This is a genomic window from Buchnera aphidicola (Brachycaudus cardui) (assembly GCF_005081945.1).
Classification (GTDB): Bacteria; Pseudomonadota; Gammaproteobacteria; order Enterobacterales; family Enterobacteriaceae; genus Buchnera; species Buchnera aphidicola_AN.
This window is the reverse complement of sequence record NZ_CP034879.1, coordinates 206,188-230,475: the sequence shown is the minus strand read 5'-3', so window position 1 is coordinate 230,475 and position 24,288 is coordinate 206,188. Positions and strand designations below refer to the sequence as shown.

General features: G+C 25.4%; 18 protein-coding genes. 7 read left to right on the top strand and 11 right to left on the bottom strand.

Annotation, left to right across the window (positions count from 1 at the left end; genetic code table 11):
* Positions 1 to 39 precede the first annotated feature (39 nt).
* From lpdA to D9V67_RS01045, 4 genes are all read right to left on the bottom strand, one after another.
* A complete protein-coding gene (gene lpdA / locus D9V67_RS01060; protein WP_158359252.1) occupies positions 40 to 1,461 on the bottom strand; it encodes a dihydrolipoyl dehydrogenase in 1,422 nt (473 codons plus the stop codon).
* Positions 1,462 to 1,492: 31 nt separating this feature from the next.
* Positions 1,493 to 2,710, bottom strand: coding sequence for a 2-oxo acid dehydrogenase subunit E2 (locus D9V67_RS01055; protein ID WP_187308337.1), 1,218 nt, complete (start codon positions 2,708 to 2,710; stop codon positions 1,493 to 1,495).
* Between the two features lie 12 nt (positions 2,711 to 2,722).
* Positions 2,723 to 5,386, bottom strand: coding sequence for a pyruvate dehydrogenase (acetyl-transferring), homodimeric type (gene aceE, locus D9V67_RS01050; RefSeq protein WP_158359250.1), 2,664 nt, complete (start codon positions 5,384 to 5,386; stop codon positions 2,723 to 2,725).
* A 199-nt stretch (positions 5,387 to 5,585) separates the two neighbouring features.
* A complete protein-coding gene (locus tag D9V67_RS01045) occupies positions 5,586 to 6,635 on the bottom strand; it encodes a GMP reductase (protein ID WP_158359248.1) in 1,050 nt (349 codons plus the stop codon).
* 120 nt (positions 6,636 to 6,755) lie between these two features.
* Here D9V67_RS01045 and coaE point away from each other — a divergent pair, with 120 nt between their 5' ends.
* A complete protein-coding gene (gene coaE / locus D9V67_RS01040; RefSeq protein WP_158359245.1) occupies positions 6,756 to 7,409 on the top strand; it encodes a dephospho-CoA kinase in 654 nt (217 codons plus the stop codon).
* A 54-nt stretch (positions 7,410 to 7,463) separates the two neighbouring features.
* Here the strand turns inward: coaE and D9V67_RS01035 are convergent, their stop codons facing one another.
* The 4 genes from D9V67_RS01035 to truA all read right to left on the bottom strand — a co-directional run bounded on the left by D9V67_RS01035 (position 7,464) and on the right by truA (position 13,923).
* Positions 7,464 to 7,856, bottom strand: a complete 393-nt coding sequence (locus tag D9V67_RS01035; protein WP_158359243.1) for an NUDIX domain-containing protein — start codon at positions 7,854 to 7,856, stop codon at positions 7,464 to 7,466.
* A gap of 45 nt (positions 7,857 to 7,901) precedes the next feature.
* A complete protein-coding gene (gene secA / locus D9V67_RS01030; RefSeq protein ID WP_158359240.1) occupies positions 7,902 to 10,523 on the bottom strand; it encodes a preprotein translocase subunit SecA in 2,622 nt (873 codons plus the stop codon).
* Positions 10,524 to 10,790: 267 nt separating this feature from the next.
* On the bottom strand, positions 10,791 to 13,097 hold the full coding sequence (gene mrcB / locus D9V67_RS01025; protein WP_158359238.1) for a penicillin-binding protein 1B: 2,307 nt from the start codon (positions 13,095 to 13,097) through the stop codon (positions 10,791 to 10,793).
* 25 nt (positions 13,098 to 13,122) lie between these two features.
* Complete coding sequence (gene truA / locus D9V67_RS01020) at positions 13,123 to 13,923, bottom strand: tRNA pseudouridine(38-40) synthase TruA (protein ID WP_158359236.1); 801 nt, start codon at positions 13,921 to 13,923, stop codon at positions 13,123 to 13,125.
* A 361-nt stretch (positions 13,924 to 14,284) separates the two neighbouring features.
* On the opposite strand from truA, the gene dksA reads away from it, so the two are divergent.
* From dksA to panC, 3 genes are all read left to right on the top strand, one after another.
* On the top strand, positions 14,285 to 14,740 hold the full coding sequence (dksA, locus tag D9V67_RS01015) for an RNA polymerase-binding protein DksA (RefSeq protein ID WP_158359234.1): 456 nt from the start codon (positions 14,285 to 14,287) through the stop codon (positions 14,738 to 14,740).
* A 106-nt stretch (positions 14,741 to 14,846) separates the two neighbouring features.
* The gene (gene panB, locus D9V67_RS01010; protein ID WP_158359232.1) at positions 14,847 to 15,638 is read left to right on the top strand and encodes a 3-methyl-2-oxobutanoate hydroxymethyltransferase; all 792 of its coding nucleotides are present in this window, start codon (positions 14,847 to 14,849) and stop codon (positions 15,636 to 15,638) included.
* A 14-nt stretch (positions 15,639 to 15,652) separates the two neighbouring features.
* Entirely contained in the window at positions 15,653 to 16,510 is an 858-nt protein-coding gene (gene panC, locus D9V67_RS01005; RefSeq protein ID WP_158359230.1) for a pantoate--beta-alanine ligase, read from the top strand.
* 9 nt (positions 16,511 to 16,519) lie between these two features.
* On the opposite strand, the gene hpt is transcribed toward panC, so the two are convergent.
* A complete protein-coding gene (gene hpt / locus D9V67_RS01000; protein WP_158359228.1) occupies positions 16,520 to 17,053 on the bottom strand; it encodes a hypoxanthine phosphoribosyltransferase in 534 nt (177 codons plus the stop codon).
* 634 nt (positions 17,054 to 17,687) lie between these two features.
* Here hpt and thrA point away from each other — a divergent pair.
* The 3 genes from thrA to thrC are packed head-to-tail and all read left to right on the top strand — an operon-like array spanning position 17,688 to position 22,379.
* Positions 17,688 to 20,138, top strand: coding sequence for a bifunctional aspartate kinase/homoserine dehydrogenase I (thrA, locus tag D9V67_RS00995; protein ID WP_158359226.1), 2,451 nt, complete (start codon positions 17,688 to 17,690; stop codon positions 20,136 to 20,138).
* A gap of 17 nt (positions 20,139 to 20,155) precedes the next feature.
* Positions 20,156 to 21,103, top strand: coding sequence for a homoserine kinase (gene thrB / locus D9V67_RS00990; RefSeq protein ID WP_158359224.1), 948 nt, complete (start codon positions 20,156 to 20,158; stop codon positions 21,101 to 21,103).
* Positions 21,090 to 22,379: a threonine synthase gene (gene thrC / locus D9V67_RS00985; RefSeq protein WP_158359222.1), complete on the top strand. Its 1,290-nt coding sequence runs from the start codon at positions 21,090 to 21,092 to the stop codon at positions 22,377 to 22,379. Before thrB ends, thrC begins: the two co-directional genes overlap by 14 nt.
* A gap of 76 nt (positions 22,380 to 22,455) precedes the next feature.
* Here the strand turns inward: thrC and ychF are convergent, their stop codons facing one another.
* Positions 22,456 to 23,544 carry a redox-regulated ATPase YchF gene (gene ychF / locus D9V67_RS00980; protein WP_158359220.1) on the bottom strand — a complete coding sequence of 363 codons (1,089 nt, stop codon included), beginning with the start codon at positions 23,542 to 23,544 and terminating at the stop codon, positions 22,456 to 22,458.
* 38 nt (positions 23,545 to 23,582) lie between these two features.
* On the bottom strand, positions 23,583 to 24,113 hold the full coding sequence (pth, locus tag D9V67_RS00975) for an aminoacyl-tRNA hydrolase (protein ID WP_158360073.1): 531 nt from the start codon (positions 24,111 to 24,113) through the stop codon (positions 23,583 to 23,585).
* Between the last annotated feature and the right edge of the window lie 175 nt (positions 24,114 to 24,288).

Genomic DNA, 24,288 nt, shown 5'->3' with positions numbered 1-24,288 from the left:
TTTTCTGAAAAATTGTTCTTTAACAATATTAAATAATAATTATTTTATACGTTTTATATTAAGTAAATCTGTTATAGTACCTTTAAAAACCTCAGCAGATAAGCCAATGGATTCATATAAAGTAGGATGAGCATGTATTGTTAATGCTAAATCTTCTGCATCACACCCCATTTCAATACCTAAACTTACTTCTCCAATTAATTCACCAGCATTTGTACCTACAATAGCACCACCTATAATTTTATTATTGCTTTTATTAAAAATCAATTTTGTCATTCCTAAACTACAATTAGAAGCAATAGCTCTACCTGACGCACTCCAAGGAAAAGATGCAACTTCATAATCTATATTTTCTTTTTTTGCTTCTTTTTCATTTAATCCTACCCATGCAATTTCTGGTTCAGTATATGCAATAGAAGGAATTACTGTAGGTTCAAAAAAATGATTTTTTCCAGAAATAACTTCAGCTGCAATATGTGCTTCATGTGTACCTTTATGAGCTAACATAGGAGGACCTGTTACATCACCAACAGCATAAATATGAGGTATATTTGTTTTTAATTGTTTATCAACTTGAATAAATCCAAAATTGTTTATCTTTAATCCTATCTTTTCTAATCCTAATTCATTAATACTAGGAGTTCTTCCTATTGCTATTAATATAGCATCATAGGATATTTCTTCTTTATTCAAATTATTTTCTATCATCTTAACTATTAATCCATTTTTTGTTTCTTTAATCTTATCAAGATGCGTATTTAACATTAAATTAAATCTTTCATTAATAGATTTAATATATACATCTGCAATATCTTGGTCTACCGCAGGTAAAAAATCTTTAAAACGATCTATAATATCAACTTTAGAACCTAATGCACTATATATTGTTGCCATTTCTAAACCAATAATCCCACTTCCCACAATTAAAAAACGACTCGGTATTTTTTTTAATAATAAAGCATCAGTTGAATCCCAGATTCTTTCATCATTATATGATAATGAAGGAATTTTAATAGGTTGAGAACCTGTTGCAATAATTGCATTTTTAAAAAAAACGTGAAATTTATTCTCTTTTTCTTCTACTAAAAGACTTCTATCACTATCAAAGATAGCTCTTCCTTTAATAATTCTTATATTTCTTTTCTTCCGCATGTAGTCTAGACCATCAGTCAATTTTTTTATAACACTTTCTTTCCAAAATCTAATTTTTTTTATATCTATTACTGGTTCACTAAAAGAAACACCTGTACTATGTAATTCTCTTGCTTCTTGAATTACTTTAGCTATATGCAATAATGATTTTGAAGGTATACATCCAACATTTAAACACACACCACCTAATGTATTATATTTTTCTATTAATAAAACATCTAATCCTAAATCTGCACAACGAAAAGCTGCAGAATAACCAGATGGACCTGAACCAATAACTACAACTTGTGTATAAATTTTTTGATGCATTCTAACCTCTTGAAATTAATTAAAGTAAAAATTACATAATTAAAAAATGTATATCAGAAAGTAATTTACTAATTAATGTAATAAAACGTGCTGCTTCAGCACCATTTATAACACGATGATCATATGATAAAGACAATGGCAATATTAAAGCTGGTAAAAATTCTTTACCATTCCATAATGGTTTAATTTTAGCTTTTGAAATACCAAGAATTGCTACTTCAGGCGCATTGATAATAGGAGAAAACCAACTACCTCCAATTCCTCCTAAATTAGATATTGTAAAAGATCCTTTAGTCATATCAGATGTATTTAACTTTTTTTGACGTGCTCTTTCTAAAATATATATTAATTCATCAGATAATTGTTGAACATTTTTTTTATTCACATTTTTTAATACAGGAACAAATAGTTCATTATTAACATCTATAGCAACACCAATATTAATATATTTTTTTAGAATGATCTGTGTATTATTTGCAGTTAAAGAACTATTAAAAATAGGAAATTTTTCTAATGCATATGCAACGACTTTTATTATAAAAATCAATATTGTAATTCTTGAATTTACACTTTTATCATTCTTTTTTTCATCATTATATTTTTGACGAAATTTTTCTAAAATAGTAATATCTACTTCATCAAATTGTGTAACATGAGGTATATTAATCCAATTTTGATGTAAATTATTACCAACACTTTTTTGAAGGGAACTGAGTTCTATTTTTTCTGTTTGAAACGTTTTAGTATCATTTGCATGTATTGCATTATTTTTTAATAATGTATTAACTTTAAGATTATTTTTATATAATTCTATGTCTTGTTTTAAAATACGATTTTTAGGACCAGTTCCAATAACATTACCTAATTTAATATTTAAAATTCGAGCTAATCTTCTTACTACTGGAGTTGCATGTATAGGAATATTTTGTTCAGATTGAAAAAACGAATCTTTTTTTAATTGTTTACTTTCTTTCTTTAATAAATTTTTACTTTTTTGTTCTATATTATTCTGATGACCATCAACATTACACATCATTATAATAGAAGAAGTTTTAATTTTATCACCAATTTTTATATAAATTTTTTTTACAACACCTGATATAGGTGAAGGTATTTCCATAGAAGTTTTTTCTCCTTCTACAGTAATTAATCCTTGCTCTATTTGTATTTTTTCATCTACATTAACTAATATTTCTATAATTTCAACTTCATCTACACCAATATCAGGCATTTTTACTTCAATATCCACTGTTTGTACCTCTTAAGCTAAACGCGGATTGATTTTATCAGGATTAATATTAAATTTCATAATAGCGTCTTCTAATATTTTTATATTAATATTATTTAATTTATATAATAAATTTAAAGAAGCAACTACAATATAATGAGAATTTACTTCAAAGTGATTACGTAATTTATCACGACTATCTGAACGACCAAAACCGTCAGTTCCTAATACATAATATTGTTTTGTTGGAATATAATTACGAATTTGTTCAGCAAATAATTTCATATAATCAGTTGCAGCAACAGCTGGATAATTATTCATAACTTTTTTAATATATGCTATTCTATTATTTTTACCTGGATTTAACATATTCCATCTTTCACAATCTTCACCATTTCTAGCTAATTCTGTAAAAGAAGTAACACTATATATATCTGTTGTAATTGAATATTCTTTTAATAAAATTTCTGCAGCCTCACAAATAGAACGTAAAATAGCACCAGAACCCATTAACTGTATTCTTGAAGTCGTACCATGTAAAGTTTTCAATTTATAAATGCCTTTACAAATACCTATTTCTGAATTTTTAGGCATAGCTGGCATATAATAATTTTCATTAATTGTAGTTATATAGTAGTATATATTTTCTTGTAAAGGACCATACATACGTCTTAATCCATCTTGTATAATTACAGCAACCTCATAAGCAAAAGCAGGGTCGTAAGATATACAATTAGGAATTGTTAAAGATTGTATATGACTATGTCCATCTTCATGTTGTAATCCTTCACCATTTAAAGTAGTTCTTCCTGAAGTACCACCAATCAAAAAACCTCTTGCTTGTTGATCACCTGCAGCCCAAAATAAATCCCCTATTCTTTGAAAGCCAAAGATTGAATAATAAATATAAAACGGAATCATTGGAAAATCATTAGTACTATAAGATGTAGCAGCAGCTAACCAAGAAGCAGCAGCACCTAACTCATTTATTCCTTCTTGTAATATTTGGCCTTTTTTTTCTTCTTTATAATAAGCTAATTGCTCTCGATCTTGTGGAATATACTTTTGACCACTAGAACTATAAATACCAATTTTTCTAAATAACCCTTCCATTCCAAACGTCCGTGCTTCATCTGCAATAATTGGCACTATTAAATCTTTTATAAAATTATTCTTTAAAATGATATTTAAAACACGAACAAAAGCTATTGTAGTAGAAATATCTTTTTTTTGTTCTTCTAATAATGATTGAAAATCTTTTAAATCTGGTAAATTCAATGCATTGGTAAATTTAGATAAACGAAAAGGAATATAGCCACCTAATTTTTTTCGTTGAGAATGTATATAAGAATATTCTTCAGAATTTTTTTTAAAGGTAATATAAGGTAAGTTATTAATCTCTTCATTAGATACTGGAATATGAAAACGATCTCGAATATGCATTATTCCATTAATATTTATTTTTTTTATTTGATGAGCGATATTTTTACCTTCTGCAGTAACACCCATTCCATATCCTTTTACTGTATGAGCTAAAATAACTGTTGGTTTATCTTTTGTTTCTTTTGCTTTTTTTAAAGCATTAAACATTTTTTTTGGATCATGTCCTCCTCTATTCAGTTTCCATATTTCTTCATCAGTCATATGCTCTACTAATTTTAATGTTTCTTTATATTTACCAAAAAAATACTTACGAACATATGCTCCATCTTTAGATTTAAAAGTTTGATAGTCACCATCAATTGTTTCATTCATTAACTGAATTAATTTTCCAGTCTTATCTTTTTTTAATAATAGATCCCATCGACTTCCCCATATTACTTTTATAACTTTCCATCCTGCACCATAAAAAAAACTCTCCAATTCATTAACAATTTTACCATTACCTACAACTGGACCATCTAGTCTTTGTAAATTACAGTTTATTATAAATATTAAATTATCTAGTTTCTCACGAACAGCAATAGAAATAGCACCTTTAGATTCCGGTTCATCCATTTCACCATCACCTAAAAAAGCATAAACTATTTGTTTTGAAGTATTTTTTAGTTCTCGATTTTGTAAATATTTTAAAAATTTTGCTTGATAAATAGAACAAAGCGGACCCAAACCCATAGATACAGTTGGAAATTGCCAAAAATTTGGCATTAATTTAGGATGTGGATAAGAAGATAAACCTTTCCCATCAACTTCTTGTCTAAAATTATTAATTTGTTCTTCTGATAATCGTCCTTCTAAAAAAGAACGAGCATAAATACCAGGAGAAATATGACCTTGAAAATAAACTAAATCTCCTCCGTCTTGATTATTCCTTGCTCGAAAGAAATGGTTAAAACATACTTCATATATAGTTGCTGATGATTGAAAAGAAGATAAATGGCCGCCTAGTTCTAATTTTTTTTTTGAAGCACGTAATACCATCATTATAGCATTCCAACGAATGGCTGAACAAATACGTTTTTCTAAAACTAAATTACCTGGATATTCAACTTCATCTTCACTTCTGATAGTATTCACGTAGTCACTAGTAAAAAACGATCTAAAAAATTCTACTCTATTTATTTTAGATTTTTTTAAAATTTGTTCAATTAAAAAATAAGCTCTTTCACGACCTTCTTCACGAATAACAGATTCAATAGCCTCTACCCAATCACTAGTTTCAATTGGATCGATATCATCATATAAACGTTCTGACATAGTATAAATTCCTTATAAATTATATACTTAATGATTAAATTAACATTTAATCTAAAAAAATTAAATTTTCTATACTATTGTCGTAATTAAATATTAATTTTAAATCTCTAAAAAAAATCAATAAAATTAAATATATATACATATAATTAATTTTATTGATTTCATCAAACATAAAAAATAAAAAAAATTTAAATATAATTTATTCCTGAAAAATATTAAAAATACAATTTTCTTGCTCAGTTACTCGTATAAATGTAGTTCTTTTTGTCAGCTCTTTTAATTTTTCTGCACCTACATAAGTACAAGAAGAACGTAATCCCCCTAAAATATCACGTATTGTAGCATTAACATAACCACGAAAAGGTATTTTAACTGTTTTCCCTTCAGATGCACGATATCCTGCAATTTTTCCTGTATAACGCTGCATTGCAGAAATAGAACTCATACCATAAAACAACATATATTTCTTTGAATTTTCTTCAACTATCTCTCCTGCGCACTCTTTATGACCGGATAACATACCTCCTAACATAACAAAATCGGCTCCACCTCCGAAAGCTTTAGCAATATCTCCTGAAACAGTGCATCCTCCATCACTAATAATTTGACCGCCTAAACCATGTGCTGCATCAGCACATTCTATAATTGCTGATAATTGAGGAAAACCAACTCCAGTTTTTACTCTTGTAGTACAAACTGATCCTGGTCCAATACCTACTTTAACTATATCAGCCCCAGAAAGTATCAATTCTTCTACCATTTCTCCGGTTACAACATTTCCGGCACAAATAATTTTATCAGGAAAAGAATCTCTTATTAATTTTAAAAAAGAAACTACATGCTCGGAATAACCGTTAGCAACATCAATACAAATATATTTTATCTCAGAAGATAATAAAAAAATTTTTTTGATTTTTATAAAATCACAATTAGCAGTTCCAATTGATACAATTACATGATTTAATACATGACTAGATGATGAGTTAATAAAATTTTTCCAATCTTCGAGTGAATAATATTTATGAACTGCAGTAAGTATATTAAAATCTGATAAAGACTTTACCATTTTAAATGTTCCTATTGTATCCATGTTAGCTGCAATAATAGGAATTCCTGACCATATCATAGAAGAATATTTAAAAGAAAAATTACGAATAAGATCAACTTGAGAACGACTTTTTAATGTAGAACGTTTTGGTCTAATTAAAACATCTTTGAAACCTAATTTAATATCTTCTTCAATACGCATAACATTAACATCCTAATTAAAATATATAATATAAATATACAATATTATAAAAAATAACATTTTATGTTTGAAATTAAAAAATATATATTATCTGGATCTATAAAAAAATCTTAAAGAAATATGACTTATATTGTAGCACTTACTGGAGGTATTGGTAGCGGAAAAACTACTATCTCTAATGGTTTCAAAAAAATAGGCGTAAATATTATTGATACTGATATAATTGCAAAAAATATCATTCAATATAACTCTAAAATATCAAATATCATTAAAAAAAAATTTGGGAAGGAAATATTAAATACAGATAATTCAATTAATCGCATTTTACTTCGAAAAAAAGTTTTTAATAATAAGCATGATAGATTATGGCTAGAAAACTTATTATATCCTGATATTTTTCAAGAAAGTAAAAAACAGATCAAACTTATAGAATCAAATTGGTGCTTATGGGTCGTACCATTATTAGTTGAAAAAAAATTAGAAAAAAAAGTAAATCGCATACTCTTAGTAGACTTACCTATACAACATCAAATTAAACGTACAGTTAAAAGAGATCAAATTAGTGTACAAGAAGCAAAAAAAATTATTTCACTACAAGCCACTCGAAAAGAAAGAATTTCTATTGCAGATGATATTATTTTAAATACAAAAAAAATTGAAAAAATACATAAACATATTTATTATTTAAACTTTTTTTATTCATATTTAGCAAGAAAATATAGTCAACAAACAACAATCAATATAAAAAAAAATTATTTAACAAAATTTTATTAACATGTATTTTTTTAAATATTATTTATGACAATATTTAATATATTATTTATCAAACTATTTTAAAAAATGAATATCTTTTTTCAGAAGATGTATAACACTATCATTTGCAAGTGGAAAATTAAAAAATTTAAGATTGTATAAAAATATCCAAATATAAACGTGGCCTTCTTTACTATAAGGTTCACCTTTCCATTTGTTAATTAGAAAAAAATATAATTTTAATTTTTTTTTAAGAGAAATATATTTTACATACTTAAAAAAACGAAATTTTAATATTAAAATACCAACTTCTTCTAACAATTCTCTTTTTAAGGCATGAACTATATTTTCATGTTTTTTTACTTTTCCACCTGGAAATTCCCAAATATTTTTTTTATATTTTCCTTTAGTAATATATACTTTATTTTTCTTTAAAAGAATACCAATAGCTACTTTTGTATAATTCATTTTAATATATTCTCAAAAAAAATATTATTTTTGATATTTATCACATTATAAACTACCATGGCAATACTTATATTTTTTTCCTGAACCACATATACAAAGCGTATTACGACTAATTTTATTATGAGAATGTATGATAGAGTCTTTATTTAAATTCATATACTTTTTTGAATAAGATAAATTAATCTTACTAAGAAATGATACTACTTCATATTTTAATAATTCTAACATGTTAGAAAACATATTAAAAGATTCTCGTTTATACTCTTGTTTAGGATCTTTTTGAGCATAACCACGTAAATGAATACCTTGTCTTAAATAATCTATAGCTGACAAATGTTCTCTCCAAAGAGAATCTAATGTTTGTAACATAATAGATTTTTCTATTATTCGCATATTATTCACACCAATTAATTGTTCTTTATTTTGATACTGTATTTTTGAAAAGTTAATAACTTTTTTTATTAATTCTGTAGTATTTAAAGTAGGTTGTTCATTTAACCAATCTAATATTGGAATATTTAAGTGAAAATCAACATTTATTTTTTTTTCTAAATCAGAAATATTCGATTTATTTTTTATAATGCTATGAGGGACATATAAAAAGATAATTTTAGTTAATACATCCTTAAAAATATCATTAATAATTATTTTTATATCTTTTGCATCAATTAATTTATTCCTTTGAAAATAAATCGTACGACGCTGTTCATTAATAATATCATCATACTCTAATAGTTGTTTTCTAATATCAAAATTTCGACTTTCTACTTTTTTCTGAGCATTTTCTATTGCTTTTGTTACCCAAGGATGTTCAATTGCTTCGTTTAAAGATACTCCTAACTTACGCATCATCTGAACAATTTTTTCAGATGCAAAAATTCTCATCAATGAATCTTCCATTGAAAGATAAAAACGTGAAGAACCATTATCTCCTTGACGACCAGAACGACCTATTAACTGATTATCAATACGACGTGATTCATGACGCTCAGTACCAATTATATGTAATCCACCTGCAGAAACAACTAAATTATGTTCTTTTTGCCATTTTTTTTTGATTTTTTCTATATTTTCTAAAGTAATATTTGAATGTCGATTCAATTCAACTTCTAAATTTCCACCAAGTACTATATCTGTACCACGTCCAGCCATATTTGTAGCAATTGTAATTGATTTAGGTTTTCCTGCTTGCGCTATAATTTCAGCTTCTTTTGCATGAAATTTAGCATTTAAAACACTATGATGAATCTTTAATCTTTTTAGCTCTTTAGAAATAATTTCTGATTTTTCAATGGAAACTGTACCTACTAAAACTGGTCTATTTAACGTTATACACTTCTGTATATCTTTAATAATAGAATTGATTTTTTCTTTATTAGTGATATATACTAAATCAGACATATCTTTACGTATCATGGGTTTATTTGTAGGTATTACAATAGTGTCTAAATTATAAATAGAACTAAACTCAAAAGATTCAGTTAAAGCAGTGCCTGTCATACCAGATATTTTTTTATATAAACGAAAATAGTTTTGAAAAGTAATTGACGCTAATGTTTGATTTTCACTTTTTATCGGTACATTTTCTTTAGCTTCTATTGCTTGATGTAATCCATCTGACCATCTTCTTCCTGGCATAGTTCGTCCGGTATGTTCATCTACAATAACAATATTGTTATCTTTTATAAGATAATCAACATCTCGTACAAACAATGTATGAGCACGTAATGCAGATAACACATGATGCATTAATATTATATTATTCGAAGAATATAAAGATTCACCTATATTCATTAATTTTTTTTCAAATAATATTTTCTCAATCTTAATTAATCCTCTTTCTGTCAAATGTACTTGTTTTGATTTTTCATCAATAGAAAAATGACCTGTACCACGGAAAATTTCTGAATCTTCTTTTTTTTGAAGAATTAAAAGAGGAACAATAGCATCAATTTCTTTATATAGTTCAGAACTATCTTCTGATGGTCCTGAAATAATTAAAGGTGTTCTCGCTTCATCTATTAGAATAGAATCTACTTCATCTACTAATGCATAATTAAGTTCTCTTTGCACTCTTTCTTCAGGAGAAAAAACCATATTATCACGTAAATAATCAAAGCCATATTCATTATTAGTACCATAAGTAATATCAGATAAATAAGCTTCTCGTTTAGAAAAAAAAGACATTTCAGATAAATTCAATCCTACTTTTAAACCAAGAAATTGAAATAATGGAGTATTTTTTTCAGCATCTCTTCGAGCTAAATAATCATTCATAGTAACTATATGAACACCTTTTCCACTTAATGCATTTAAATAAGCTGGTAAAGTAGATGTTAAAGTTTTTCCTTCACCTGTGCGCATTTCTGCAACACATCTTTTATTTAAAACTATACCTCCAAGAATTTGAACATCAAAATGACGCATATTAAAGACACGCTTGCTTGCCTCTCTAACTGTAGCAAAAGCTTCTGGTAGTAAATCATCTAAAGTTTCACCCTGACTTAATCGTAAACGAAATAATTTGGTATGTTCTTTTAATTTTTTATCCGATAATTTTTCAAAATTCTTTTCTAACTGATTAGTAGAATATACAATTTTTTTTAACTTCTTTAAAATACGATTATTCCGGTTACCAAATATTTTAGTAAAAAATTTAATTAACATACTATTATTCTCATATTTAAATTTTTTAAATCAAATAAACATTAAAAAAATTTATTATTTTTTAAGTAAAATAATCAACTATTTTAAATCTATTTATATATATTTTTCTACATGTGAAATATTTATCGATATATTTTCATATAAATAAATTTTAAAATAGAAGAAGATAATTTTTATTCTAAAAATATTTTATATCAAATATTTAAAAGATATAATTCAAGAATTATATACTAAGATAGTTTTAAATATTTATTCACATTTTATTGATTATAAAAATAAATGTTTTAACCAAAATAGAAAATCTTTTTTATTTCTTGTTTCAAGACTCTGTTCTAATAATTTACCATCATGACAAATAGTTTGATTATTTAAAGACCATATGGGTAAAGATCGATCATGATCATTATTTTTATTACAAAATAATTTTCCTAATTTATTTATATAAAACATATTAATACCTTTTGGAGGTTGCAATACTAATGGTACTGGACGTTGATATTCAAGGTATTTTCGATAAATTTGCATTGCTCCGGAAGAACTATATAATTTTGTTGTTTTATTATTGTCTCTTCCAATCCAAATAATTACAATTGTTTTACCATCAATACCTACAAACCAATTATCTACTAAATTATTTGTAGTCCCAGTTTTTCCTGCTAAAGAAAATTCCTTAAAATGTTTACCTAATAATTTAGCTGTTCCATGCTCAACTACTTGCTGCATAGCGTATAATGTTAAATAAGATGCTTCAGAAGAAACTATATGTTTTTTTTGAGGTATACTTTGATATAATACTTTACCATCATCAGATATCACAGATCTAACTGAAGATAATAATGATTTATAACCACCGCTAGCAATTATTTGGAATACTTGTGCAGTTTCAATCGGTGTTAAATTAATAGCTCCTAAAGATATAGATGGAAAAGGAGTAATATGATTTTTAGAAACACCTAAATGTAACCAACTATCAACTAGTTTTTTTAAACCTATATCTATACTTAAATTAACTGTTGGAATATTTATTGAATGAATTAAAGCATCTAATAACATTACTTTTCCACTAAAACGATAATTATTATTTTTTGGCATCCAATATTGACCATTATCTAATTTAATAGCAATAGGATGATCAGAAATCCAAGTATTTAAATGATATTTATTTGGTTCTGATAAAGCAGTTAAATATGTTATCGGCTTAGACAATGAACCAATTGAACGTCGAGATTTTAAAGCACGATTATAGCCGTTAAATTCTGGCTTAGCGCTTCCAATCAGTGCTTGAATCTCACCAGTGAATTTATCCATGACTATCATGGCAACTTCTAAATCTTTTAATCCCTTTTTTTGTTTTAATATAGGAATTTCTATTTTTACAGCTTGTTCTACTGCATTTTGTGATATAGAATCTAAAGTAGTAAATATTTTTATACCTGAAATATTTTCTATGGAAGTAGTAATTTTTTTTTGTAATTCAGATTGTACAAGTTGTATAAAAGAAGGATGAGGTGCAATAATATTACCTTTAGATTGAACATTTAATCCTCTTTTACATAATTTTCTATATATATCTTTAGTAATGTATTTTTGATTATATAATGAAAATAAGACTAAATTTCTTCTTTTTAATGCAGAAATAGGATGAGCCCAAGGACTATATAAAGAAGCTCCTTTTACCATTCCAACTAATAACGCATACTGTTCTAAGCTTAACTCATCTATTGGACGACCGAAATAATAAATACTTGCAAGTGGAAATCCCCTTATTTGCTCATCACCATCTTGACCTAAATATACTTCATTTAAATATAATTCTAAAATTCTATCTTTTGTATAAAAACAGTCTAAAATCAAAGCCATATACATTTCGTTGATTTTTCTTAAAATAGAACGTGTATTAGTTAAAAAAAGATTTTTTACTAATTGTTGAGTAAGAGTACTACCTCCTTGAATTGCTCGACCTGCTATAGCATTTACTAAAAAAGCGCGACCTATAGAAGATATATTAATACCATCATGTTCATAAAAATATCTGTCTTCAATAGCCAATAGTGTTTTAACTAAAATTTCTGGATATTTATTACGAGGAATAAATATACGTTTTTTCCCTTGAGAAGATTTTAACATAGTGATTAATTTAGGTTCTAAACGGAAAAAACTAAAATTACGATTATTTTCAATATTTTTAATTTCTTTTAAAATACCTTCTTTAAAAGATAATCGTGTATGAAATTCACCTTCTTTAATATCTGGAAAATCAAAAGAACGTCGTATAAAATCTATAGTGTTATCTTTTATACTATATTCACCCGGTAACATCACAGTATGCACTTGTCTATACATAGTGCCTTTTAAAAGACTTAATATTTCTTTCTGAGAATATGGATTACCTGGTTCTAAATTAACTATACGTCCATATATTGATGTAGGAAAACTCCATACTTTACCTTGAATTGATTGTCCTATTTTTTCGTACAAATAAAAGCCATACAATATAATTAAAATAAATATTAAAAAAAGTATTTTTATTAAAATTTTTCTTTTTTTTTTACATTTATATACATAAAAAAATATACTCCAGAGATATCAATAATATTTTTTACTTAATAAAAATAGAATTATATGTTACTTGTGGTAAATTAAAACGTAAAGGATACTGTACAAATAATAGATATAAACCTTTAGCTGGCGCTGTAGGTCCAGCATAAATTCTATTTTTTTTTTGTAATAATTCTTGTATCCAAAACTCTTTTTTTTTAGACATTCCAATTTCAATTAAGGAACCAACTATATTACGAACCATATGATATAAAAACGAATCAGCTATAATATCAATTACGACTAAATCTGCGTAACGCCATACATTTAGTTTTATAATTTTCCTCCAAGAGGAACGTGACTGACAATTTCTTGCTCGAAAAGATGTAAAATCATGTTCTCCTAACAAACATTGAGCTTCAATGTTCATTTTATTTACATTGAGACTCTTATAAACATGATTAAATCTATTTCGAAAAATAGCAGAACGAAAACGATGATTATATATTATATAACGATAAGAACGTGTAATAGCACTGTAACGTGCATGAAAATCTTCTGGAACTTCTTTAATCCAGACAACAGCAATATCTTTAGATAAATAACGGTTGACTCCTATTGTCCAAGATGATTTTTTTCGAATAGCTGTAGTATTAAAATGAATGACTTGTCCTATACTATGAACTCCAGCATCAGTTCTACCTGCACATACAACATCTATCTTATGATTAGCAATGATAGACAAAGCTTTTTCTATTTGTTCTTGAATACTAGATACTGTATTTTGACGTTGCCATCCATGATAAAAACTTCCATCATATTCAACTCCTAAAGCAAATTTTTTAACATTTTTTTTTATCATGTCTATAAAACGTCCTATTGTGAAATTTATTATAAAAAAATAAATATTGATACATAAACTAAGACTAGTCTTCTTAAAACATTCAACACTGTAAAAAATATATTTAATTATAGTTTATGTTAAAAATATTTATTATAATAATTTTTATAGACATAAAATCAAGCACATCTTATATATCTAAAATATATAAATTATTTTTTTTAAAATTTTTATTACAAAAATACCATTATAAAAAAATATAAATTAAATTGTTTTGCGATATAAATCTTTATTCTTAAAGATATCAATAATTTTAAAAAATATTTTATTAGAAAACACTTTCATATTCAATTTCATCAAATAAATTATTTCGGAGAGAACTATGGAAAAAGAAAAAAACAAAAAAACATCATCTTTAAATGTTCTTTCAATTGCAGGTTTAAAACCCTATAAAAAAAAAATAGACGAAAAATACATGAATGAAGATCAAATGTTACACTTTTATAAAATTCTTGAGACATGGAAAAATCAACTACAAGATGAAATCAACCATACGCTACTCTATATACAAGATAAAGCTACTAATTTTCCTGATCCTATTGATCGGGCAACACAAGAAGAAGAATTTAGCTTAGAACTAAGAAATCGAGATCGTAGTCGAAAATTAATTAAAAAAATTGAAGTAACTTTAAAAAAAATTAACGAAAAAGATTTTGGTTATTGTGATTCCTGTGGTATTGAAATTGGAATTCGTCGTTTAGAAGCTAGACCGACTGCAAATCTTTGTATCGATTGTAAGACATTAGCAGAAATTAGAGAAAAGCAAATGACTGGTTAGTTAAACAACTTATATTATTCTTGAATAAGGATATTCGATTAATTGATAAAATAATCTCGAATATCCTTCTTATTTTTTTATATTTTTCAAATAAAATGAGGTAAATATGGAATGTATCACTATTTCTCAAATAAATAATTGGAAGAAAAACAAAAATAAATTTGCAGCTATCACTGCTTATGACTTTAGCTTTTCAAAACTATTTTCTAATCAAGGTATTCCAATTATGCTGATAGGTGATTCTCTTGGTATGACTATTCAAGGACATGCTTCTACAATACCTGTAACGATTCAAGATATTGAATATCATACTAAAGCAGTTAGAAAAGGAACATCTAAAAGTTTTTTATTATCTGATTTACCTTTTATGTCTTATTACAATACTAAAGAAGCTCTTAAAAATACAGCAAAAATAATACAATCTGGTGCAAATATGATAAAAATAGAAGGTGGAAAATGGTTAATAGAAATCATTAAAGAATTATCTAGTAGATTAATATTAGTCTGCGGTCATATAGGTTTAACACCACAATCTTTTAATTATTTAAGTGGTTATAAAATTCAAGGGAAAGAACAAAAAGATGAAAATCAATTAATAGATGAAGCTTTTTTATTAGAAGAAGCAGGGATTAAAATGCTTGTATTAGAGTGTATTCCAGAACAATTAGCAAAAAAAATAACTAAAAATTTATCAATTCCAGTCATTGGAATAGGAGCAGGCAAATATACTGATGGACAAATTCTTGTAATGCAAGATCTATTAGGTATTAATCAAGGAAAAATACCAAAATTTGCAAAAAATTTCATGTCTGAAGGCAGAAGTATTACACAAGCTATTCAGCAATATATTAATGAAGTAAAAACTGGTATGTATCCTAATAAAAAATATAGTTTTTAAAAAAAAGGTATTATATGTATATAATTAAAAATTTAAAAGATTTATATGAAAAAATAAAATATTTAAAAAAAACAGATAAAAAAATAGGACTAGTTCCTACAATGGGAAACTTACATAACGGTCATATACAGTTAATTTTATTATCAAAAAAATATGTTGATATTACTATTGTAAGTATTTTTATTAATCCGATACAATTTAACAATGTATTAGATTTTAAAAATTATCCTAAAAGCTTTGAAGAAGATTGTAAAATCTTAAAAAATAATAAAATAGATATTCTTTTTTTTCCTGATATACATGAAATGTATTCTAATAACCTAAAAAATCAAACCTTTATTAAGGTACCAAAACTATCTGACATTATAGAAGGTCAATATCGACCTGGACATTTTCAAGGTGTTACGACAATTATCGCTAAACTATTTAATATAACACAACCAGATTTTTCTTTTTTTGGAGAAAAAGATTATCAACAATTATTAATAATTAAAACACTTGTAGCAGAATTAAATTATGCAATAAAAATCATTAGTCTACCTATAGTACGATCAAAAAACGGACTTGCTCTCAGTTCTAGAAATAATAATTTAAATTCTAAACAGACAAAAATAGCGCCTTATTTATATAAAATCATAAAGCAAACATCTACAAAAATTATTCAAAAAGGTAATATTAATTCTATTGAAGAAATTATTCAGGAATCTAAAATATTACTATTAAAAAAAGGATTTTCTATTGATATATTTAATGTATATCATTACAAAACATTAAATATTCCAGATAAAACTACAAAAAAAATGATACTTTTAGCATCTGTTTCGTTAGGAAGAACTCGTCTAATTGACAATAAAAAAATATTTTTCAATTAAAAAATATTTTTATTTTTTAAAAATCACTTTACCGATATATGGTAAATAACGATAAGATTGAGCATAATCAATACCGTAACCCACAATAAAATCATCTGGAATAGAAAATCCTATAAAGTCAACACTAATATTAACTTCACGACATTCTGGTTTATCTAAAAGAGTACAAATTGATAATGACTTTGGATTTCTAAGCTTTAATATATCTGATACTTTACTTAAAGTTTTTCCAGAATCAATAATATCTTCGACAATTAAAACATGTTTATTATAAATATCTTCATCTAAATCTTTGATAATTTTTACATCGCCACTAGATAATATTCCACGACCATAACTAGAGGTTGTCATAAAATCTACTTCGTGTTTAATATGAATTCTACGACATAAATCTGCTATAAATACAAAAGAACCACGTAGTAAAGCAATCAAGATCATTTTATTTCTACTATGACGATATTTTTTAGTAATTTCTCGACCTAATTCTCGAACACGTATATCAAGCTCTTTTTCAGAAATAATAACTTTAATAATATGATTCATAATATTAACTAAATGTTGAATGTAAATTAAAATTTAAAAGGATATACTGATTTTTTTATTTAAAAAATACAGTATGTATAATAATTAAGTTGAGTATTTTCAAGAAAAAATAAAATATTTATTTTTTTAACTATTGCACTAATAATGATCATTATGTTATAAAAATTAATCAAATAAGAAAACTATTAATAATAAATTATTTTAAACATTAAAAAAATTATAAAAAGATATATTCTAGCTATATGACAATGTAATTTATGTTATATTTTATATCTAAATTAAAATATGACATCAAATTTATAAAAACTAAAAAATTCTTTTTCGTATAAAAAACAACATTTTTAATTCAATATATTTAATATATAAAATTAATAATACTAATACTTTATAATAATTTGAAGACAAGAAGAATCTTTTTCATACAATATTCAAATTATATAAAAAAATACCTAATAAATGAACGTACTATACGTATTCATAAAAAAATCTTAATATCTATTTATAGCCTCTTCACTAGAATAGCTATTCTAATTATTATAACTAGTCATGATGTGGGCCAAAATCATATGTTTTTGAAAACCCGCTCATACTTAAGGCGGGTTTTTTATGAAATAAATTTAAGGAATTATAAAATATGAAATTATTAAAATTTGGTGGTACTTCATTATCTAATGCAGAAAAATTCTTATCTGTAGCTAATATTATAGAAAAAAAAAATAAATTTGAACAAATTGCAGTTGTACTATCAGCACCAGCTAAGGTAACTAATTATTTAGTTTCTATTATAGAAAAAAAAAATTATAATAATGAAATATTAGAAACAATAAACCTTGTAGAAAGTATATTTATTCAGCTTATTAATGAGCTATTAAAAATACAATCTAATATCAATTATCAAGAAATAGAAACGATTATAAAAAAAGAGTTTAATGAATTAAAAAGTATAGTACAGGGTGTTATATTATTAAAACAATGTCCAGATAGTATTCGTGCAATTATTATTTCTCGTGGAGAAATACTTTCAATTTTTATAATGAAAAGTATATTAGAATCTAAAAAATATAGTATTACTATCATTAATCCTGTCGAAAATTTTTTATCTATAGGTCATTACTTAGATTCTAGTGTTAACATATCTGAATCTAAGAAACGTATTAATAAAATAGATATAAATAAAAATAATATTATTTTAATGCCTGGATTTATTGCAGGCAATCAAGATAAAGAACTAGTAGTACTAGGACGTAATGGTTCTGATTATTCTGCTGCTATTTTATCCGCATGTTTAGATGCAAATAGTTGTGAAATTTGGACAGATGTGGATGGAGTTTTTACTGCTGATCCCAGAATAGTACCCAATGCGCATTTATTAAAATCAATATCATATCAAGAAGCTATGGAACTGTCTTATTTTGGGGCTAAGGTATTACACCCGCGTACTATAGAACCAATCTCTCAATTTAAAATTCCATGTTTTATTAAAAATACTAATAATATTGAATCAAATGGAACTGTAATTTGTGAAAAAAACAACTCTGAAGAAAGCTTTTTGAAAGGTGTTACACATATTGATGATATAACTATGTTTCATATATCTGGACCTTCTATAAAACATATAGAAAATATTATTCCACGTATATTTACTATAATCTCAAGACATAATATTAAAATTATACTGATGACTCAATCATCATCAGAAAATAAAATTATTTTTTGTATTATAAATAATAAAATATATAAAATATTATCTTTATTAAATAAAGAGTTCCAATTAGAGTTAAAAGATAAATTATTAAATCCTTTTAAAATAATAAATAATCTATCTATTCTTTCAGTAATAGGATCTAATATTTATCAAAAACATAATATTGCATCTAAAATTTTTTCTTCTTTAGGTAATGCTAGAATTAATATTCTTGCAATTGCACAAGGTTCTTCAGAACATTCTATTTCATTAGTTATTGAAAAAAAACACATTTTAAAATCAGTCCAAAACGTTCATGATATATTATTTTATAATAATAAAAAAATCATTTATGTATGTTTAATTGGCATAGGTAGCATTGGTAGCTCACTACTTCGACAAATATTAAAACAACAAAAATATCTAGATGAAAAAAATATAAAAATTAAAGTTTTAGCCATTGCTAATTCTAAAAAAATATTAATATTAGATCAAGAAACAAGCTTATATGATTGGGAAAATAATTTTAAAAAATCAAACACAATATTTAATCTACACGTTTTAAATGAGTTTATAAAAAAATATCATTTTTTAAATCCAGTTATAATTGATTGTACATCTGATCAATTGTTATCTGAACAATATGTTTATTTTCTATACAATAACTGTCACGTAGTAGCATCAAATAAAAAGGCTAATACTGGTACACTACCTTATTATAAACAAATTAGAAGTGCTATTTGTAAAACTAATAAAAAATTTCTATATGAAACTAATGTAGGTGCGGGATTACCAGTTATAGAAACACTGCAAAACTTATTTAAAACAGGAGATAATCTCATTTGTTTTAAAGGCATACTATCTGGTTCTTTATCTTTTATCTTTGGAAGATTAGAAGAAGGTGTTTTATTATCACAAGCTACTAAAGAAGCTAAAGAATTAGGTTTTACTGAACCAAATCCATATGATGATTTATCAGGTATAGATGTTGCTAGAAAATTACTTATTTTAGCACGTGAAGCTGGATATGAAATAGAACTACAAGATATTAAAATTGAACCTGTGTTACCTGATTATTTTAAAAAAAATAACAATATTGATGAATTTTTTTTACAGTTAAAAAAACTAGATGAATATTTTTTAAATCGTGTTCATAAAGCACATAATATAGGTAATGTATTAAGATTTGTCGGTACCATAGACAAAAAAGGACAGTGTCATGTAAAAATTGAAGAAATTAATATCAATAACCCATTATACAAAGTAAAAAATGGTGAAAATGCACTAGCATTTTATACTCATTATTACCAACCAATTCCTCTTGTGCTAAGAGGTTATGGGGCTGGTAATAAAGTGACCGCGTCTGGAGTATTTTCCGACTTACTACGTACACTATCATAAACGTCAGGAGCATAGCAATGATCAAAATTTATGCACCAGCTTCTATTGGTAATGTTGGAGTGGGATTTGATATTTTAGGTGCAGCAATTATACCTATAAACGGAACTTTATTAGGTGATTTAGTTACAATAAAACCATCAACACAATTTAAATTAGTTAATACGGGCATTTTTTCTAATAAATTACCAAAAAACACGAATCAAAATATTGTTTGGAAATGCTGGTTAAAATTTTGTCAAATTATAAAAAAAAATGTTCCAGTTTCTATTATCCTTGAAAAAAATATGCCTATTGGATCAGGACTAGGGTCTAGCGCTTGTTCTGTAGTAGCTACTTTAGTTGCTATGAATGAGTTTTGTGATAAACCTCTAAATTCAAAAGAATTGTTATTGCTTATGGGAGAAATAGAAGGTGAAATATCAGGCAGTATACACTATGATAATGTTGCTCCATCTTATCTTGGAGGTCTACAATTAATACTAGAAGATTCTGAAATAATTAGTCAGAAAATTCCAAATTTTAAAAATTGGTTTTGGGTAATTGCTTGGCCAGGAATTAATGTTTCTACAGCAGAGGCAAGAGATATACTACCTAAAAAATATAAAAAAGAAATTTGCATAAAAAATAATCGTTATTTAGCTGGTTTTATTCATGCTTCATATAGTAAACAGCCTCATTTAGCAGCACGATTAATGCAAGATTTTATAGCAGAACCATATCGTATTAAAATATTACCTAATTTTTTAGAAGCTAAAGAAAAAATCAAGAAAATTGGAGCTATAAGCTGTGGGATATCTGGTTCAGGACCCGCTCTTTTTGCTGTTGCGGATAATATACATATAGCAGAAGAAATATCTTTATGGCTTAGAAAAAATTATTTGCAAAATAATACAGGATTCGTTCATATTTGTTTTTTAGATTTAAAAGGTGTACGCCAATTAGGACAAAATAATGAAACTTTATAACTTAAAAAATCATAACGAAACAGTAAATTTTGCAAAAGCTGTAAAATTAGGATTAGGACAGCAACAAGGATTATTTTTTCCAGTAAAGTTACCAACTATTACACCGATTCAATTATCAGAAATATTAAAATTAGATTTTATTACTCGTAGTACTGAAATACTTTCTAAATTTATTTGCAATGAAATATCTAAAGATAAATTATATAAACATGTCAAAAAAGCTTTTTCATTTAAACACCCATTACAAGTGCCAATTACAAAAAATATACATTGTTTTGAACTATTTCACGGTCCAACATTAGCATTTAAAGATTTTGGAGCACGTTTTATGGCTCAAATGATTTTTTCATTAAATACAAAAAATGAATCTGTTACTATCTTAACTGCAACTTCAGGAGATACTGGTGCAGCAGTAGCACATGCTTTTTATAAAATGAAAAATGTTCGAGTTATTATTTTATATCCAAAAGGCAAAATTAGTGAATTACAAGAAAAATTATTTTGTACTTTAGGAAAAAATATTAAAACTATATCAATTAATGGTAGTTTTGATGACTGTCAAAAACTAGTAAAAGAAGCGTTTAACGATAAAAAACTAAAAGAATCTATAGGATTAAATTCTGCAAATTCTATTAATATAAGTAGATTATTAGCACAAATATGTTATTATTTTGAAGCATTTTCTTTAATTTCTGAACAACAAAGAAATAACTTAGTAGTAGCAGTTCCATGTGGTAATTTTGGTAATTTAACTGCTGGATTATTGGCTAAATCTATGGGGTTACCCATTAAATCATTTATTGCTTGTACTAATGCCAACGATACAGTTCCACGATTTCTTCAAAATGGAAAATGGTATCCTAAAAAAACTGTGTCTACAATTTCTAATGCTATGGATATTAGTCAGCCAAATAATTGGACCCGAATTGAAGAATTATTTTATAGAAATAAATGGAATTTAAAAGAACTTAGATTTGGCAGTGTATCAGATGATATAACTCAAGAAACATTAAAAGAACTATTTCAATTAGGTTATGTTTCTGAACCACACGCTGCAATAGCATATCGATTATTACAAAATCAATTAAAAAAAGATGAGTTTGGTCTATTTTTAGGTACAGCACATCCAGCTAAATTTAAAAACACTGTAGAAAAAATATTAAATAATAATATTTCATTACCTGATGAACTGAAAAACAGAATAAATTTACCACTGTTATCCTATAACATTAATCCCGATTTTAATAAATTAAAAGAGTTTTTAGTCGAAAACTAAAAAATTTAGAGAGGATAAATTATATTTCCTCTCTAAAAAAACATTACAAAATATATTTTTTAAAACAGTAATATATCTATATGTTAAATAAAAAATGTACAATATCACCATCTTGTATTTGATAATTTTTTCCTTCAGTCTTAAATCTACCTATTTCTCTGATTTTTACTTCACTTTTATATTTTATAAAATCTAAATATTTAATAATTTGCGCTCTAATAAAACCCTTACTAAAATCACTGTGTATTTTGTGTGCAGCCTGAAGACTAGTACTACCATTAAGAATTTCCCAAGCGCGAATTTCTTTTTCACCTGCAGTAAAAAAAGTTATTAAATTTAGTAGTTTATAACTATTTTGAATAATATTATTTAATCCTGAATTAGTTATATTAAACTCGTGCATGAAAGATTTTTTTTCTTCCGTATTCATATTAATTAATTCTAATTCTAAATTCGCATAAATAGGAATAACTACAGCGTCTTCTTTTTTAGCTAATTTATTTAAATCTTGTAAAAAACAATAAGATGCTTTATCTTCATTGATATTCGCTATATACATAGTTGGTTTTAAGCTTAAAAGACGTAAATCACTAATTATTTCTTTTTCATCTGTATTTAAATCAAGAATTTTTAACATTAAACATTTTTTTAAATGACTAATACACTTCTTTAAAACATTCATTTTTTTTTCAGTTTCATGATTTGTATTCTTTGTTTTTTTTTGTAATTGTAATATAGCTTTTTCGCAAGTATCAAAATCAGATAAAATCAATTCAGTATTAATAATATCAACATCTTGTAAAGGTCTAATATCGTTATAAATATGAGTAATATTATCATCTTTAAAACAACGTATAACGTGTACTATAGCATCAGCTTCTCGTATATTACTTAAAAATTGATTACCTAATCCTTCACCTTTAGAAGCTCCTTTAACTAACCCTGCAATATCTATAAACTCTATAAATGCATGTGTTATTTTTTTAGGAGAAATAATTTGAGCAAGTTTACTCAAACGTTGATCAAAAACTGGAGCAATTCCTATATTAGGTTTGATGGTACAAAATGGAAAATTAGCAACTGCTGAATTTCCTTTGGTTAAAATATTAAATAAAGTAGATTTTCCAACATTAGGCAACCCTATAATGCCGCATTTTAAACCCATATCTGATAGACCTTTATAAATAAGACAAAGTTTTTATATTATTTTGGCGAAATTAAATCAAAAGTTTTTTCTACAGCTTCTTTAATTGATTTTTGAATTAATATTTTCTCTGTATCATTAGGATTTGATAGTACAAAAGAAGATATTTCATCTTTATTGTTTGGACGACCAATACCAATTCTTAATCGATAAAAATTAATTTTTTTATTGAATACACTAATAATGTTTCTTAATCCATTATGTCCATTATGTCCATAACTGTACTTTACTTTTAAAATTCCAGGTTTTAGTTCTAAATCATCATGTACTACTAATATTTCATATAAATTAATATTATAAAACAATGCTATTTTTAATATTGATTCACCATTGATATTCATAAATATATTAGGTATAAACAATCGAATAGATTTTGATTCTATATTAAAAGAAGTAGTAAAACCTAAAAATTTTTTTTCTTCTTTTAAACTTTTATAAAATTTTTTAGCTAATGCATAAATATACCAAGAGCCTACATTATGACGTGTATTATGATATTTTAATTTTGGATTAGATAATCCTACTATCATTTTAATAATATTCAAAAAAAATCCTTAAATCTTAATAATTTTCATGAAACGTATTTAAAAACATATAATATAAATATTATATGTTTTTAAAATAATATAAAAAAAATATTTTATTTTCTAAAAAATTATAAGCTGAACTATCATGATTACAAATAACTATATTTATTAAATAGAT